The 14600-nt window shown below is 54.7% G+C and carries 10 protein-coding genes, 1 tRNA gene and 3 rRNA genes; 10 read left to right on the top strand and 4 right to left on the bottom strand.

The features are described from left to right. The first annotated feature begins 5 nt into the window (after positions 1-5). The 5 genes from rbsA (at position 6) to rbsR (ending at position 5432) form a co-directional block, all read left to right on the top strand. Positions 6-1511 carry a ribose ABC transporter ATP-binding protein RbsA gene (gene rbsA, locus ACP4QI_RS22255; protein WP_285129319.1) on the top strand — a complete coding sequence of 502 codons (1506 nt, stop codon included), beginning with the start codon at positions 6-8 and terminating at the stop codon, positions 1509-1511. Between the two features lie 4 nt (positions 1512-1515). Next, a complete protein-coding gene (gene rbsC, locus ACP4QI_RS22250) occupies positions 1516-2481 on the top strand; it encodes a ribose ABC transporter permease (RefSeq protein WP_106995525.1) in 966 nt (321 codons plus the stop codon). 27 nt (positions 2482-2508) lie between these two features. Beyond that, on the top strand, positions 2509-3399 hold the full coding sequence (gene rbsB, locus ACP4QI_RS22245) for a ribose ABC transporter substrate-binding protein RbsB (protein WP_032615470.1): 891 nt from the start codon (positions 2509-2511) through the stop codon (positions 3397-3399). A 107-nt stretch (positions 3400-3506) separates the two neighbouring features. Next, complete coding sequence (gene rbsK, locus ACP4QI_RS22240; protein ID WP_426495988.1) at positions 3507-4436, top strand: ribokinase; 930 nt, start codon at positions 3507-3509, stop codon at positions 4434-4436. Between the two features lie 3 nt (positions 4437-4439). Further along, positions 4440-5432: a ribose operon transcriptional repressor RbsR gene (gene rbsR, locus ACP4QI_RS22235; protein ID WP_142487628.1), complete on the top strand. Its 993-nt coding sequence runs from the start codon at positions 4440-4442 to the stop codon at positions 5430-5432. Here rbsR and mdtD read toward each other — a convergent pair. Together mdtD and ACP4QI_RS22225 are read right to left on the bottom strand one after the other, a co-directional pair. After that, positions 5398-6825 (bottom strand): multidrug transporter subunit MdtD, encoded by a 1428-nt coding sequence (mdtD, locus tag ACP4QI_RS22230; RefSeq protein ID WP_426495986.1) that lies wholly within the window; start codon positions 6823-6825, stop codon positions 5398-5400. The two genes, rbsR and mdtD, sit on opposite strands and share 35 nt — an antisense overlap. A gap of 21 nt (positions 6826-6846) precedes the next feature. Continuing rightward, entirely contained in the window at positions 6847-7539 is a 693-nt protein-coding gene (locus tag ACP4QI_RS22225) for a FadR/GntR family transcriptional regulator (protein WP_142487626.1), read from the bottom strand. A gap of 458 nt (positions 7540-7997) precedes the next feature. Here ACP4QI_RS22225 and ACP4QI_RS22220 point away from each other — a divergent pair. The 4 genes from ACP4QI_RS22220 to rrf all read left to right on the top strand — a co-directional run bounded on the left by ACP4QI_RS22220 (position 7998) and on the right by rrf (position 13027). Next, positions 7998-9539, top strand: a 16S ribosomal RNA gene (locus ACP4QI_RS22220). Positions 9540-9626: 87 nt separating this feature from the next. Continuing rightward, a tRNA-Glu gene (locus tag ACP4QI_RS22215) sits at positions 9627-9701 on the top strand. 211 nt (positions 9702-9912) lie between these two features. Beyond that, positions 9913-12819: ribosomal RNA gene (locus ACP4QI_RS22210) — 23S ribosomal RNA — on the top strand. 92 nt (positions 12820-12911) lie between these two features. Beyond that, positions 12912-13027 (top strand): 5S ribosomal RNA (gene rrf / locus ACP4QI_RS22205). The 16S, 23S and 5S rRNA genes sit together here with 1 tRNA gene alongside, the layout of an rRNA operon. 86 nt (positions 13028-13113) lie before the next feature. On the opposite strand, the gene mobB is transcribed toward rrf, so the two are convergent. Continuing rightward, positions 13114-13620: a molybdopterin-guanine dinucleotide biosynthesis protein MobB gene (mobB, locus tag ACP4QI_RS22200; RefSeq protein WP_426495938.1), complete on the bottom strand. Its 507-nt coding sequence runs from the start codon at positions 13618-13620 to the stop codon at positions 13114-13116. Further along, positions 13617-14144: a molybdenum cofactor guanylyltransferase MobA gene (mobA, locus tag ACP4QI_RS22195; protein ID WP_445730300.1), complete on the bottom strand. Its 528-nt coding sequence runs from the start codon at positions 14142-14144 to the stop codon at positions 13617-13619. The genes mobB and mobA overlap by 4 nt, the downstream gene beginning before the upstream one ends. A 125-nt stretch (positions 14145-14269) precedes the next feature. Here mobA and ACP4QI_RS22190 point away from each other — a divergent pair, with 125 nt between their 5' ends. Then, positions 14270-14539 (top strand): YihD family protein, encoded by a 270-nt coding sequence (locus ACP4QI_RS22190; RefSeq protein ID WP_142487623.1) that lies wholly within the window; start codon positions 14270-14272, stop codon positions 14537-14539. The last annotated feature ends 61 nt before the right edge of the window (positions 14540-14600 follow it).

Here is a 14600-nt window from a genome sequence, read left to right as displayed (position 1 = left end):
CCATCATGGACGCACTCCTGCAACTGAAAGGGATCGATAAGTCGTTCCCGGGCGTTAAAGCCCTCTCTGGCGCCGCACTGAATGTCTACGCCGGCCGCGTGATGGCGCTGGTGGGTGAAAACGGCGCCGGCAAATCCACGATGATGAAAGTGCTGACCGGCATCTATCAACGCGACGCTGGTTCGCTACTGTGGCTGGGAAAAGAGACCACCTTCAACGGCCCGAAATCCTCCCAGGAAGCCGGGATTGGCATCATTCACCAGGAGCTGAATCTCATTCCGCAGCTGTCCATCGCGGAGAACATCTTCCTGGGTCGTGAGTTCGTTAACCGCTTTGGCAAAATCGACTGGAAACAGATGTATGCCGAAGCCGACAAGCTGCTGGCGAAGCTGAATCTGCGCTTTAAAAGCGATCGGCTGGTGGGCGAACTCTCCATTGGCGATCAGCAGATGGTGGAGATCGCCAAGGTGCTGAGCTTCGAATCCCGGGTCATTGTGATGGATGAGCCGACCGACGCCCTCACCGATACCGAAACCGACTCCCTGTTCCGCGTGATCCGCGAGCTGAAAGCGCAGGGGCGCGGCATCGTCTACATCTCCCACCGTATGAAAGAGATCTTCGAGATCTGCGATGACGTGACCGTCTTCCGCGACGGGCAGTTTATTGCCGAGCGTGAAGTGGTGACCCTCACCGAAGACACGCTGATTGAGATGATGGTGGGCCGTAAGCTGGAAGACCAGTATCCGCGTATCGATAAGGCCCCGGGCGATATACGTCTGAAGGTCGATAATCTCTGCGGCCCTGGGGTGAATGATGTCAGCTTTATCCTGCGTCAGGGTGAGATCCTTGGCGTGGCCGGTCTGATGGGTGCCGGACGTACCGAGCTGATGAAAGTGCTGTATGGCGCCAGTCCACGCGCCAGCGGATACATCACCCTTGACGGGCATGAAGTTATCACCCGTACACCGCAGGATGGCCTGGCGAACGGCATCGTCTACATCTCCGAAGACCGTAAGCGCGATGGCCTGGTGCTGGGCATGTCGGTGAAAGAGAACATGTCCCTGACCGCGCTGCGCTACTTCAGCCGCAGCGGCGGGGGCCTGAAGCATAAAGACGAACAGCAGGCCGTCAGTGATTTTATCCGCCTCTTCAACGTCAAAACCCCGTCGATGGAACAGGCTATCGGTCTGCTTTCGGGCGGTAATCAGCAGAAAGTGGCGATTGCCCGCGGCCTGATGACCCGTCCGAAAGTGCTGATCCTCGATGAGCCAACCCGCGGCGTGGACGTTGGCGCGAAGAAAGAGATTTATCAGCTCATCAACCAGTTTAAGGCTGACGGGCTGAGCATCATTCTGGTCTCTTCCGAGATGCCAGAGGTATTAGGCATGAGCGATCGCATTATCGTCATGCATGAAGGGCATCTCGGCGGTGAATTCAGTCGCGAGCAGGCCACCCAGGAAATTCTGATGGCTGCCGCTGTGGGCAAGCTTAATCGCGTGGATCAGGAGTAAGAAGATGACTACCCAGGCTGTTTCTGGACGCCGTTATTTCACTAAGGCATGGCTGCTGGAACAAAAATCGCTGATTGCCCTGCTGGTGCTGATCGCGATTGTCTCCACCATGAGCCCGAACTTTTTTACCGTTAATAACCTGTTCAACATTCTTCAGCAGACTTCCGTCAACGCCATTATGGCGGTAGGGATGACGCTGGTGATTTTGACGTCGGGTATCGACCTGTCCGTCGGCTCCCTGCTGGCGCTCACCGGCGCGGTTGCCGCTTCAATTGTAGGGATTGAAGTCAACGCGCTGGTGGCCGTAGCAGCGGCGCTGGCGCTGGGTGCCGCAATTGGTGCTGTCACCGGAATGATTGTGGCGAAAGGCCGCGTGCAGGCGTTTATTGCCACCCTGGTGATGATGCTGCTGCTGCGCGGTGTGACCATGGTCTACACCAACGGCAGCCCGGTTAACACCGGCTTCACCGACAATGCCGATCTGTTTGGCTGGTTCGGTATCGGCCGCCCGCTGGGTATCCCGACGCCGGTCTGGATCATGGGTCTGGTGTTCCTGGCGGCGTGGTACATGCTGCATCACACCCGTCTCGGTCGCTATATCTATGCTCTGGGCGGTAACGAAGCGGCAACGCGTCTGTCCGGTATCAGCGTCAATAAAGTCAAAATTATCGTCTACTCCCTGTGCGGCCTGCTGGCCTCGCTGGCGGGCATTATCGAGGTGGCGCGTCTCTCTTCTGCCCAGCCAACGGCGGGTACCGGTTATGAGCTGGACGCCATCGCTGCGGTGGTGCTCGGCGGTACCAGCCTGGCGGGGGGTAAAGGTCGTATCGTGGGGACGCTGATCGGTGCGCTGATCCTTGGCTTCCTGAACAATGGTTTGAATTTGTTAGGTGTTTCTTCCTATTACCAGATGATCGTCAAAGCGGTAGTGATTTTGCTGGCGGTACTGGTAGACAACAAAAAACAGTAACTGACGACACTACAGGACATCTTTGATATGAACATGAAAAAACTGGCTACCCTGGTTTCTGCTGTCGCGCTGAGCGCAACCGTGAGTGCAAACGCTATGGCGAAGGACACCATCGCGCTGGTGGTTTCTACCCTCAACAACCCGTTCTTCGTCTCCCTGAAGGATGGCGCGCAGAAAGAAGCCGACAAACTGGGCTACAACCTGGTGATCCTGGACTCCCAGAACAACCCGGCGAAAGAGCTGGCTAACGTGCAGGACTTAACCGTTCGTGGCACCAAAATTCTGCTGATCAACCCGACCGATTCCGATGCGGTAGGTAACGCCGTGAAGATGGCAAACCAGGCCAACATTCCGGTGATCACCCTGGACCGTCAGGCGTCTAAAGGCGAAGTGGTCAGCCACATTGCTTCTGATAACGTGCTGGGCGGCAAAATCGCCGGTGACTATATCGCTAAGAAAGCGGGTGAAGGCGCCAAAGTTATCGAACTGCAGGGCATCGCCGGGACTTCCGCAGCGCGTGAGCGTGGCGAAGGCTTCCAGCAGGCCGTTGCGGCCCATAAATTCAACGTGCTGGCCAGCCAGCCGGCAGATTTCGACCGTACTAAGGGTCTGAACGTGATGCAAAACCTGCTGACCGCTCACCCGGACGTTAAAGCGGTATTCGCACAGAACGACGAAATGGCGCTGGGAGCGCTGCGTGCCCTGCAGACCGCCGGTAAATCTGATGTGATGGTGGTTGGATTTGACGGCACGCCTGATGGTGAAAAAGCGGTAAACGATGGCAAACTGGCTGCGACCATTGCTCAGCTTCCGGAGCAGATCGGCGCGACTGGCGTGCAGACTGCTGACAAAGTGCTGAAGGGCGAGAAAGTTCAGGCCAAATACCCTGTTGACCTGAAACTGGTCATCAAGCAGTAATATGCGATTCAGGCAGCTCCCGGCTGCCTGAGGGACAATATATAAAGAAAAGCGTGGCATACGCCACCGGGTAACTCCGGTGGCGCTCTCTGATGGACACTTCAATGATGAAAACCGCAGGTAAGCTCGTCGTCCTTGGCAGTATTAATGCCGATCACATTCTTAACCTTGACGCTTTCCCGACGCCGGGCGAGACCGTAACGGGTCATCGCTATCAGGTCGCCTTTGGCGGCAAGGGCGCAAACCAGGCGGTCGCAGCCGGACGCAGCGGTGCCAACATCGCCTTTATCGCCTGTACCGGCGATGACGATACCGGTGAGCGCGTGCGTAAACAGCTGGCAAGCGACAACATCGATATTGCACCGGTCAGTGTGGTGGAAGGCGAATCAACCGGCGTGGCGCTGATTTTCGTCAACGCGGAAGGTGAGAATGTCATCGGTATTCATGCGGGTGCCAATGCGGCGCTAACGCCGGAACGCGTGGTGGCGCAACAGGCGCGTATCGCCGATGCCGACGCTCTGCTGATGCAGCTGGAATCGCCGGTAGAAAGCGTGCTGGCGGCGGCAAAAATTGCCCATGAAAATCATACCACTGTCGTACTTAATCCCGCGCCTGCCCGTGTATTATCAGACGAGCTGCTGGCGCTGGTGGATATCATCACCCCTAACGAAACCGAAGCCGAAAAGCTGACGGGCATTCGCGTTGAAAACGATGACGATGCGGCGCGCGCGGCGAAAGCCCTGCACCAGAAAGGCATCGGTACGGTCATCATTACCCTTGGCAGCCGTGGCGTATGGGCCAGCGTCGAGGGAGAAGGTCGTCGCGTTCCCGGCTTTAAGGTGAAAGCTGTCGATACCATCGCCGCGGGCGATACCTTTAATGGTGCGCTGGTCACGGCGCTGCTGGAAGGTGAGCCGCTGGACACCGCGATCCGTTTTGCCCATGCGGCGGCGGCCATTGCGGTAACGCGCCCTGGCGCACAGCCTTCTGTACCATGGCGCAATGAGATCGATGAATTTTTCACTCAGCAGAGGTAGCGTTTGGCCACAATGAAAGATGTCGCCCGCATGGCGGGCGTCTCTACTTCGACGGTCTCCCATGTCATTAATAACGATCGCTTCGTCAGCGAGGCGATCCGGGAGAAGGTTGAAGCCGCAGTTAAATCCCTCAATTATGCACCTTCCGCCCTGGCGCGCAGTCTGAAGCTCAACCAGACCCGCACCATTGGCATGCTCATCACCGCCAGTACCAACCCCTTTTACTCTGAGCTGGTGCGCGGCGTGGAGCGCAGCTGTTTTGAGCGCGGCTACAGCCTGGTGCTCTGCAATACCGAAGGCGACGAGCAGCGCATGAACCGTAACCTGGAGACGCTGATGCAAAAGCGCGTCGACGGGTTATTACTCCTGTGTACCGAAACGCATCAACCCTCACCCGAGATTATGCAGCGTTACCCTTCCGTTCCCACGGTGATGATGGACTGGGCACCGTTCGACGGTACCAGCGACCTGATTCAGGATAACTCGCTACTGGGCGGGGACATGGCGACACAGCATCTGATTGATAAGGGCCATACCCGCATCGCCTGTATTACCGGTCCGCTGGATAAAACCCCTGCCCGCCTGCGGCTGGAGGGCTTTCTGGTCGCGATGGCACGCGCCGGTCTGCCTGTGCCTGACGGCTATCAAATTACCGGTGACTTTGAATTCAGCGGCGGGTTTGAGGCGATGCAGTCCTTACTGGCGCAGAAAGATCGCCCGCAGGCGGTCTTTATCGGTAACGATGCGATGGCGGTGGGAGCTTATCAGGCGCTCTATCAGGCGGGACTCCGTGTCCCGGATGATATCGCCGTGGTGGGGTATGACGATATCGAACTGGCGCAGTATATGACGCCGCCGCTCACCACCATTCATCAGCCAAAGGATGAACTGGGCGAGCTGGCGATTGACGTGTTAATCCATCGAATCGCCCAGCCCGGGCTGCAACAACAGCGGCTGCAGCTTACTCCTGTTCTGATGGAACGCGGGTCGGTTTAGGTTTGTGCCGTTCTTTAATGAGGTTACGACCGTCTTTCGGTTTTAACAGCATAAAGACCAGGGCAGAAACCACCGTCAGCACGCCCATGGTGATAAAGGTGGAGTGGAACTGTTCGACAGTGTTGTTACTGTCGAACCCTTCGTAAAAACGCAAGACCGCCGCACTGACCGCCACCCCCAGACTGATCGACAGCTGCTGCGTGACTGCCAGCATACTGTTACCGCCGCTGGCGTTCTCGTCGCTGAGGTCGGCAAGGGTAATGGTGTTCATTGAGGTGAACTGAATGGACATTGCCATCCCCAGTACAAACAGCGGCAGGATCAGCATCCACACCGGCAGCGCTGCCGACTGCAGTGAAAATTGCGCAATCATCACGCCGATAAACACCGTCACCCCGACCAGCGTCCGGCGGTATCCCAGCCGGCGTAACAGCTGGGTCACGCCGGATTTAGCCAGGATCGACCCCACCGCCGTGGGCGCCATCATGCAGCCCGCAATCAGCGCCGGATAACCAAACCCGACCTGCAACATCAGCGGCATCAGGAAAGGAACACAGCCGGTACCCAGGCGTGAAGCGATATTTCCGGCAATGCCTACCGAGAAGGTGCGCGTGTTAAACAGCGAGAGTGAAATCAGCGGCGTAGGATGGCGGCGCGCATGACATATATAAAGAAGAAAAAGAACAATACCGCTGAAGATGATGGAGACGGCCAGCCAGGTCGCCACCACTTTCTCACCGAACAGCTCCATGCCGCTGGAAAACAGTACCAGGCTCAGACCAAACAGGAAGAACCCGCCCATATCGAATTTGCGCCGCGGGGTGGTGAAGTTCGGCATAAATTTGCGGGCATAGAAAATACCGGCGATTCCAATAGGAATATTAATGAGGAATATCCAGTGCCAGCTGGCCCAGGTAACCAGCACGCCCCCCAGCACCGGACCGAGGATCGGCCCGACCAGACCGGGCATGGTGACGAAGTTAAGCACCGGCAACAGTTCGCTGCGCGGATAGGCCCGTAACAGCGCCAGGCGCGCAACCGGCATCATCATCGCACCGCCAACTCCCTGAATTACGCGGAACACAACCAGTTCTCCCAGCGAACTGGAGAGTGCGCAGGCCAGTGAGCCCAGCGTAAATAAGGTGACCGCCAACATAAAAACACGCCGCGTGCCAAAGCGATCGGCCAGCCAGCCGCTTACCGGGATCAGCATCGCAACGGTCAGGGTATAGCTGATGATGGCCGACTGCATTGCCAGCGGAGAACGGTTAAGGCTTTCGGCAATCGCCGGGAGAGCGGTATTGAGGATGGTGGCGTCCAGCGCCTGCATAAAGAAAGCCATTGCCGCGATCCATGGCAAACCCGCCATGTTGCGTGCTTTTTTTACTGTCATTCGATTTCCTGTTGTTTGTTGCTACCGTGTCGGTGTGGCAAGCAGTGCCTGGCTGGCCGTCATGGCGCGCAGTCCGTCGCTATCCTGAATGGCATCAACGATAGCCTGGTGTAAATCCAGCTTCACCACCTCGTCCTGAGTAATAGACGTAAAGTAGGTGTGATAGACAGAGTGAAAGAGCGAGGCAAAAGAGGTCAGGAACGGATTACCGCTCATCTCATAGATATGCTCGTGCCAGGCCATATCCACTTCTATCCAGCGTTCGCGGTTAAAGTGTTTCTTCAGATGCACCATCTCATCCATCAGGGTATTTAGCCGCGCTTTCTGTTCTGCCGTACCGATCGTGGCGGCCAGCAGGCAGGCCTGCGGCTCCAGGCTGCTGCGCATGACCAGGAAATGGTCGATGACCTGATGGAAGTTATCTTCCGTCATCCACCAGGAGAGTAACTCCTGATCGAGGAAGTTCCAGTTGCCCTGAGGCATAACGCGCGTACCGATGCGCGGACGGGGAAGTACCATCCCTTTCGCGGTTAAGGTTTTTACAGCTTCACGCACGGCGGTTCGGCTCACGCCAAACTGCTCACCCAGTTCCAGTTCGCCCGGCAGGATACTGCCTGGCAAATATTCACCCGCCAGGATCCGCTGTGCCAGCTTTTCTGCCAGCACATAGGAGAGGTTTTTTTGTGCCGCCAGCTGTTGCGCGCTCAAAGGCATAACGCATATTCCTTGATTCTTAATGCTAGTAAGTATGCCATCTGCAGGATAGTTGTGGTTGGTAAAACGACAATTAGCGCAATTTCTGGCTAAAAGATGGGTCTTTTGGTGAAAAAAAGCACGGTTGATTAGTTTTTTTAAATTTACTCTTGTCACCGCCGAAGAACTCCCTATAATGCGCCTCCACTGACACGGAACAACGGCAAACAAGCCGCCGGGTCAGCAGAGAAAAGCGTGAAATTATCGCTTGACTCTGAAAGAGGAAAACGTATTATACGGGACCTCGCAACGGTGAGCGAAAGCCGCGTTGCACTGCTCTTTAACAATTTATCAGACAATCTGTGTGGGCACTCAAAGTGACATGGATTCTTAACGTCGCAAGACGATAAATGAATACCAAAGTCTCTGAGTGAACATACGTAATTCATTACGAAGTTTAATTCACGAGCATCAAACTTAAATTGAAGAGTTTGATCATGGCTCAGATTGAACGCTGGCGGCAGGCCTAACACATGCAAGTCGAGCGGTAGCACGGGGGAGCTTGCTCCCCGGGTGACGAGCGGCGGACGGGTGAGTAATGTCTGGGAAACTGCCTGATGGAGGGGGATAACTACTGGAAACGGTAGCTAATACCGCATAACGTCGCAAGACCAAAGAGGGGGACCTTCGGGCCTCTTGCCATCAGATGTGCCCAGATGGGATTAGCTAGTAGGTGGGGTAATGGCTCACCTAGGCGACGATCCCTAGCTGGTCTGAGAGGATGACCAGCCACACTGGAACTGAGACACGGTCCAGACTCCTACGGGAGGCAGCAGTGGGGAATATTGCACAATGGGCGCAAGCCTGATGCAGCCATGCCGCGTGTATGAAGAAGGCCTTCGGGTTGTAAAGTACTTTCAGCGAGGAGGAAGGTGTTGCGGTTAATAACCGCAGCAATTGACGTTACTCGCAGAAGAAGCACCGGCTAACTCCGTGCCAGCAGCCGCGGTAATACGGAGGGTGCAAGCGTTAATCGGAATTACTGGGCGTAAAGCGCACGCAGGCGGTCTGTCAAGTCGGATGTGAAATCCCCGGGCTCAACCTGGGAACTGCATTCGAAACTGGCAGGCTAGAGTCTTGTAGAGGGGGGTAGAATTCCAGGTGTAGCGGTGAAATGCGTAGAGATCTGGAGGAATACCGGTGGCGAAGGCGGCCCCCTGGACAAAGACTGACGCTCAGGTGCGAAAGCGTGGGGAGCAAACAGGATTAGATACCCTGGTAGTCCACGCCGTAAACGATGTCGACTTGGAGGTTGTTCCCTTGAGGAGTGGCTTCCGGAGCTAACGCGTTAAGTCGACCGCCTGGGGAGTACGGCCGCAAGGTTAAAACTCAAATGAATTGACGGGGGCCCGCACAAGCGGTGGAGCATGTGGTTTAATTCGATGCAACGCGAAGAACCTTACCTACTCTTGACATCCAGAGAACTTAGCAGAGATGCTTTGGTGCCTTCGGGAACTCTGAGACAGGTGCTGCATGGCTGTCGTCAGCTCGTGTTGTGAAATGTTGGGTTAAGTCCCGCAACGAGCGCAACCCTTATCCTTTGTTGCCAGCGGTTCGGCCGGGAACTCAAAGGAGACTGCCAGTGATAAACTGGAGGAAGGTGGGGATGACGTCAAGTCATCATGGCCCTTACGAGTAGGGCTACACACGTGCTACAATGGCGCATACAAAGAGAAGCGACCTCGCGAGAGCAAGCGGACCTCATAAAGTGCGTCGTAGTCCGGATTGGAGTCTGCAACTCGACTCCATGAAGTCGGAATCGCTAGTAATCGTAGATCAGAATGCTACGGTGAATACGTTCCCGGGCCTTGTACACACCGCCCGTCACACCATGGGAGTGGGTTGCAAAAGAAGTAGGTAGCTTAACCTTCGGGAGGGCGCTTACCACTTTGTGATTCATGACTGGGGTGAAGTCGTAACAAGGTAACCGTAGGGGAACCTGCGGTTGGATCACCTCCTTACCTTAAAGAACCTGCCTTTGCAGTGCTCACACAGATTGTCTGATGAAAAGTAACGAGCAAGACGGCTGCGAAGTCGCGACACATCGTGTCCCCTTCGTCTAGCGGTTAGGACTCCGCCCTTTCACGGCGGCAACAGGGGTTCGAATCCCCTAGGGGACGCCACTTGCTGGGTGTGAGTGAAAGGCACAACCAATCAGTATCTCAAAACTAACTCTCTGAGTTACGTTTGAGATATTTGCTCTTTAAAAATCTGGATCAAGCTGAAAATTGAAACGACACGCCGTGTCTGTTCTCCGTAATAAGAGCAGATAAGCGGTGTGTCAGAGTCTCTCAAATTTTCGCAATCATGAAGTGAAACATCTTCGGGTTGTGAGGTTAAGCGACCAAGCGTACACGGTGGATGCCTAGGCAGTCAGAGGCGATGAAGGACGTGCTAATCTGCGATAAGCGTCGGTAAGGTGATATGAACCGTTATAACCGACGATTTCCGAATGGGGAAACCCAGTGTGACTCGTCACACTATCGTTAAGTGAATACATAGCTTAACGAAGCGAACCAGGGGAACTGAAACATCTAAGTACCCTGAGGAAAAGAAATCAACCGAGATTCCCCCAGTAGCGGCGAGCGAACGGGGAGCAGCCCGGAGTCTGAATCAGCATGTGTGTCAGTGGAAGCGTCTGGAAAGTCGCAGGGTACAGGGTGATACTCCCGTACACGAAGATACACTTGCTGTGAACTCGAAGAGTAGGGCGGGACACGTGGTATCCTGTCTGAATATGGGGGGACCATCCTCCAAGGCTAAATACTCCTGACTGACCGATAGTGAACCAGTACCGTGAGGGAAAGGCGAAAAGAACCCCGGCGAGGGGAGTGAAAAAGAACCTGAAACCGTGTACGTACAAGCAGTGGGAGCACCCTTTGGGGTGTGACTGCGTACCTTTTGTATAATGGGTCAGCGACTTATATTCTGTAGCAAGGTTAACCGTATAGGGGAGCCGAAGGGAAACCGAGTCTTAACTGGGCGTTAAGTTGCAGGGTATAGACCCGAAACCCGGTGATCTAGCCATGGGCAGGTTGAAGGTTGGGTAACACTAACTGGAGGACCGAACCGACTAATGTTGAAAAATTAGCGGATGACCTGTGGCTGGGGGTGAAAGGCCAATCAAACCGGGAGATAGCTGGTTCTCCCCGAAAGCTATTTAGGTAGCGCCTCGTGAACTCATCTCCGGGGGTAGAGCACTGTTTCGGCTAGGGGGCCATCCCGGCTTACCAACCCGATGCAAACTGCGAATACCGGAGAATGTTATCACGGGAGACACACGGCGGGTGCTAACGTCCGTCGTGAAGAGGGAAACAACCCAGACCGCCAGCTAAGGTCCCAAAGTCATGGTTAAGTGGGAAACGATGTGGGAAGGCACAGACAGCCAGGATGTTGGCTTAGAAGCAGCCATCATTTAAAGAAAGCGTAATAGCTCACTGGTCGAGTCGGCCTGCGCGGAAGATGTAACGGGGCTAAACCATGCACCGAAGCTGCGGCAGCGACACTATGTGTTGTTGGGTAGGGGAGCGTTCTGTAAGCCGTTGAAGGTGTGCTGTGAGGCATGCTGGAGGTATCAGAAGTGCGAATGCTGACATAAGTAACGATAAAGCGGGTGAAAAACCCGCTCGCCGGAAGACCAAGGGTTCCTGTCCAACGTTAATCGGGGCAGGGTGAGTCGACCCCTAAGGCGAGGCCGAAAGGCGTAGTCGATGGGAAACAGGTTAATATTCCTGTACTCGGTGTTACTGCGAAGGGGGGACGGAGAAGGCTATGTTGGCCGGGCGACGGTTGTCCCGGTTTAAGCATGTAGGCGGAGGTTCCAGGTAAATCCGGAGCCTTACTAACGCTGAGGTGTGATGACGAGGCACTACGGTGCTGAAGCAACAAATGCCCTGCTTCCAGGAAAAGCCTCTAAGCATCAGGTAACATCAAATCGTACCCCAAACCGACACAGGTGGTCAGGTAGAGAATACCAAGGCGCTTGAGAGAACTCGGGTGAAGGAACTAGGCAAAATGGTGCCGTAACTTCGGGAGAAGGCACGCTGATGTGTAGGTGAAGCCCCTGCGGGTGGAGCTGAAATCAGTCGAAGATACCAGCTGGCTGCAACTGTTTATTAAAAACACAGCACTGTGCAAACACGAAAGTGGACGTATACGGTGTGACGCCTGCCCGGTGCCGGAAGGTTAATTGATGGGGTTAGCGGTAACGCGAAGCTCTTGATCGAAGCCCCGGTAAACGGCGGCCGTAACTATAACGGTCCTAAGGTAGCGAAATTCCTTGTCGGGTAAGTTCCGACCTGCACGAATGGCGTAATGATGGCCAGGCTGTCTCCACCCGAGACTCAGTGAAATTGAAATCGCTGTGAAGATGCAGTGTACCCGCGGCAAGACGGAAAGACCCCGTGAACCTTTACTATAGCTTGACACTGAACACTGGTCCTTGATGTGTAGGATAGGTGGGAGGCTTTGAAGCGTGGACGCCAGTCTGCGTGGAGCCATCCTTGAAATACCACCCTTTAATGGCTGGTGTTCTAACGTAGACCCGTGATCCGGGTTGCGGACAGTGTCTGGTGGGTAGTTTGACTGGGGCGGTCTCCTCCTAAAGAGTAACGGAGGAGCACGAAGGTTAGCTAATCCTGGTCGGACATCAGGAGGTTAGTGCAATGGCATAAGCTAGCTTGACTGCGAGAGTGACGGCTCGAGCAGGTGCGAAAGCAGGTCATAGTGATCCGGTGGTTCTGTATGGAAGGGCCATCGCTCAACGGATAAAAGGTACTCCGGGGATAACAGGCTGATACCGCCCAAGAGTTCATATCGACGGCGGTGTTTGGCACCTCGATGTCGGCTCATCACATCCTGGGGCTGAAGTAGGTCCCAAGGGTACGGCTGTTCGCCGTTTAAAGTGGTACGCGAGCTGGGTTTAGAACGTCGTGAGACAGTTCGGTCCCTATCTGCCGTGGGCGCTGGAGAATTGAGGGGGGCTGCTCCTAGTACGAGAGGACCGGAGTGGACGCATCACTGGTGTTCGGGTTGTCATGCCAATGGCACTGCCCGGTAGCTAAATGCGGAAGAGATAAGTGCTGAAAGCATCTAAGCACGAAACTTGCCCCGAGATGAGTTCTCCCTGACTCCTTGAGAGTCCTGAAGGAACGTTGAAGACGACGACGTTGATAGGTCGGGTGTGTAAGCGCAGCGATGCGTTGAGCTAACCGATACTAATGAACCGTGAGGCTTAACCTTACAACGCCGAAGCTGTTTCGGCGGATTTGAGAGATTTTCAGCTGATACAGATTAGTCACTGCGCCTGCGGGCGGGGTGAACAACAGAATTTGCCTGGCGGCTGTAGCGCGGTGGTCCCACCTGACCCCATGCCGAACTCAGAAGTGAAACGCCGTAGCGCCGATGGTAGTGTGGGGCCTCCCCATGCGAGAGTAGGGAACTGCCAGGCATCAAATCACGCGAAAGCCCATCCTCCCGGATGGGCTTTTTGCGTTGCGGCGGAAAAACCCGCCGGGCGGCTGCGCCTTACCCGGCCTACAACACCTTCATCCAGTGCAGGATGAAATCAACCATCCCCTCCGCATCATTGATATCTAATACCGGTACCTGAAGCGACAGTGGAACGTCACTCCCCACCGCGATAACGTGATCATCAAGCGTCAACTCATTAATATCATGCCCGGTATCGCTTCTGAAAAGCAGGATCTTTGCCACCGCCTCATGCTTAAAACCTTCCACTAGTACCAGATCCAGCTTCGAATGATCCATCCGACTGATGAGATAAGCCAGATCGATCTCCTCTTCGGCGGGTGTTTCCGTCATTAAGGCCCATCGCTGACTGCTGGCAACGAGGGTTTGTGCCGCACCGGCCTTACGCAGTTCGTAGCTGTCCTTCCCGGGAGTATCGACATCCATGTTGTGGTGGGTATGTTTGATAAGCCCCGGACGAATACCTCTGGCACAGAGTGCCGGAATGATGGCCTTTAACAGGGTGGTTTTCCCCGTACCGCTCCAGGCGGCAATCGCTAAAACGGGTATCATTTGTGCCTCTGAATAGTTTGTATCTCTTCGAGTGTATTCATATTAATAAATGCCTGTTTCATATCGCTAAATTCAACGGAATGCCCACCTGCCTGACGCATAAAGACCATCACACGGCGCTCGCCAGCGGCTAAATAGCTCTCTAATACCGGCATCAGCTGGCGATGCATTAACGCAATGGTTGGATGATCGCGATCGCCGTCATGCGCCCAGACAACAGGTGCCGTTTCCCTGTATTTAACCAGCCGCTCAGCCAGGTAATCCGGGATAAAGGGTGTATCGCAAGGGCAAAACAGGAACCATTCCGCATCGCACTGCTGCATAATCGAAAGCATGCCCGCCAGTGGTCCGGGGTAATCAGCCAGCAGATCCGCGTAAACGGGATACCCGCTTTCCTGATAAGTGGCGATATTGCGGTTGGCACTCACTACGAGTGTACTGACCTGCTTATGCAGCGTTCGCGCAACATGCTGCCATAACGGCAGGCCGTTCAGCTCCTGCAAGCCCTTATCTTTTCCTCCCATACGGGACGCCTTGCCTCCGGCTAATATCACCCCGGTGATGCTGCTTATCTGGCTCAACAATATCGCCTCTTTTCTTGTGGGATTGACCCTGCTAACGTGTCACTCTAAATGAAAGGAGCATTATCATGAAATGTAAACGTCTGAACGAAGTTATTGAACTCCTCCAGCCAGCCTGGCAGAAAGAGCCAGAACTTAACCTGGTGCAATTTTTACAGAAACTGGCGCAGGAGTCAGGTTATGACGGTGAACTGGCCGACCTTTCTGATGACATCCTGATCTATCACCTGAAAATGCGTGATTCCGGAAAAGATGCGGTTATCCCGGGGATCCAGAAAGATTACGAAGAAGATTTCAAAACCGCACTGCTGCGCGCGCGTGGCGTAATTAAAGAGTAAAAGCTTGTAAGAGGCACCACCGTAAACGCCGTTAAATGATATCCTCAATCATTCGTATAAT

The organism is Leclercia sp. TB492 (assembly GCF_049974505.2).
GTDB classification, from domain to species: Bacteria; Pseudomonadota; Gammaproteobacteria; order Enterobacterales; family Enterobacteriaceae; genus Enterobacter; species Enterobacter adecarboxylatus_C.
This window is presented reverse-complemented; position numbering and strand designations above follow the sequence as displayed.

Bases quoted from the DNA above. Each gene is read 5' to 3' on its own strand.
- rbsA (WP_285129319.1), top strand. From the start codon at position 6: ATGGACGCACTCCTGCAACTGAAAGGGATCGATAAGTCGTTCCCGGGC.
- rbsC (WP_106995525.1), top strand. From the start codon at position 1,516: ATGACTACCCAGGCTGTTTCTGGACGCCGTTATTTCACTAAGGCATGG.
- rbsB (WP_032615470.1), top strand. From the start codon at position 2,509: ATGAACATGAAAAAACTGGCTACCCTGGTTTCTGCTGTCGCGCTGAGC.
- rbsK (WP_426495988.1), top strand. From the start codon at position 3,507: ATGAAAACCGCAGGTAAGCTCGTCGTCCTTGGCAGTATTAATGCCGAT.
- mdtD (WP_426495986.1), bottom strand. From the start codon at position 6,825: ATGACAGTAAAAAAAGCACGCAACATGGCGGGTTTGCCATGGATCGCG.
- ACP4QI_RS22225 (WP_142487626.1), bottom strand. From the start codon at position 7,539: ATGCCTTTGAGCGCGCAACAGCTGGCGGCACAAAAAAACCTCTCCTAT.
- mobB (WP_426495938.1), bottom strand. From the start codon at position 13,620: ATGATACCCGTTTTAGCGATTGCCGCCTGGAGCGGTACGGGGAAAACC.
- mobA (WP_445730300.1), bottom strand. From the start codon at position 14,144: ATGGGAGGAAAAGATAAGGGCTTGCAGGAGCTGAACGGCCTGCCGTTA.
- ACP4QI_RS22190 (WP_142487623.1), top strand. From the start codon at position 14,270: ATGAAATGTAAACGTCTGAACGAAGTTATTGAACTCCTCCAGCCAGCC.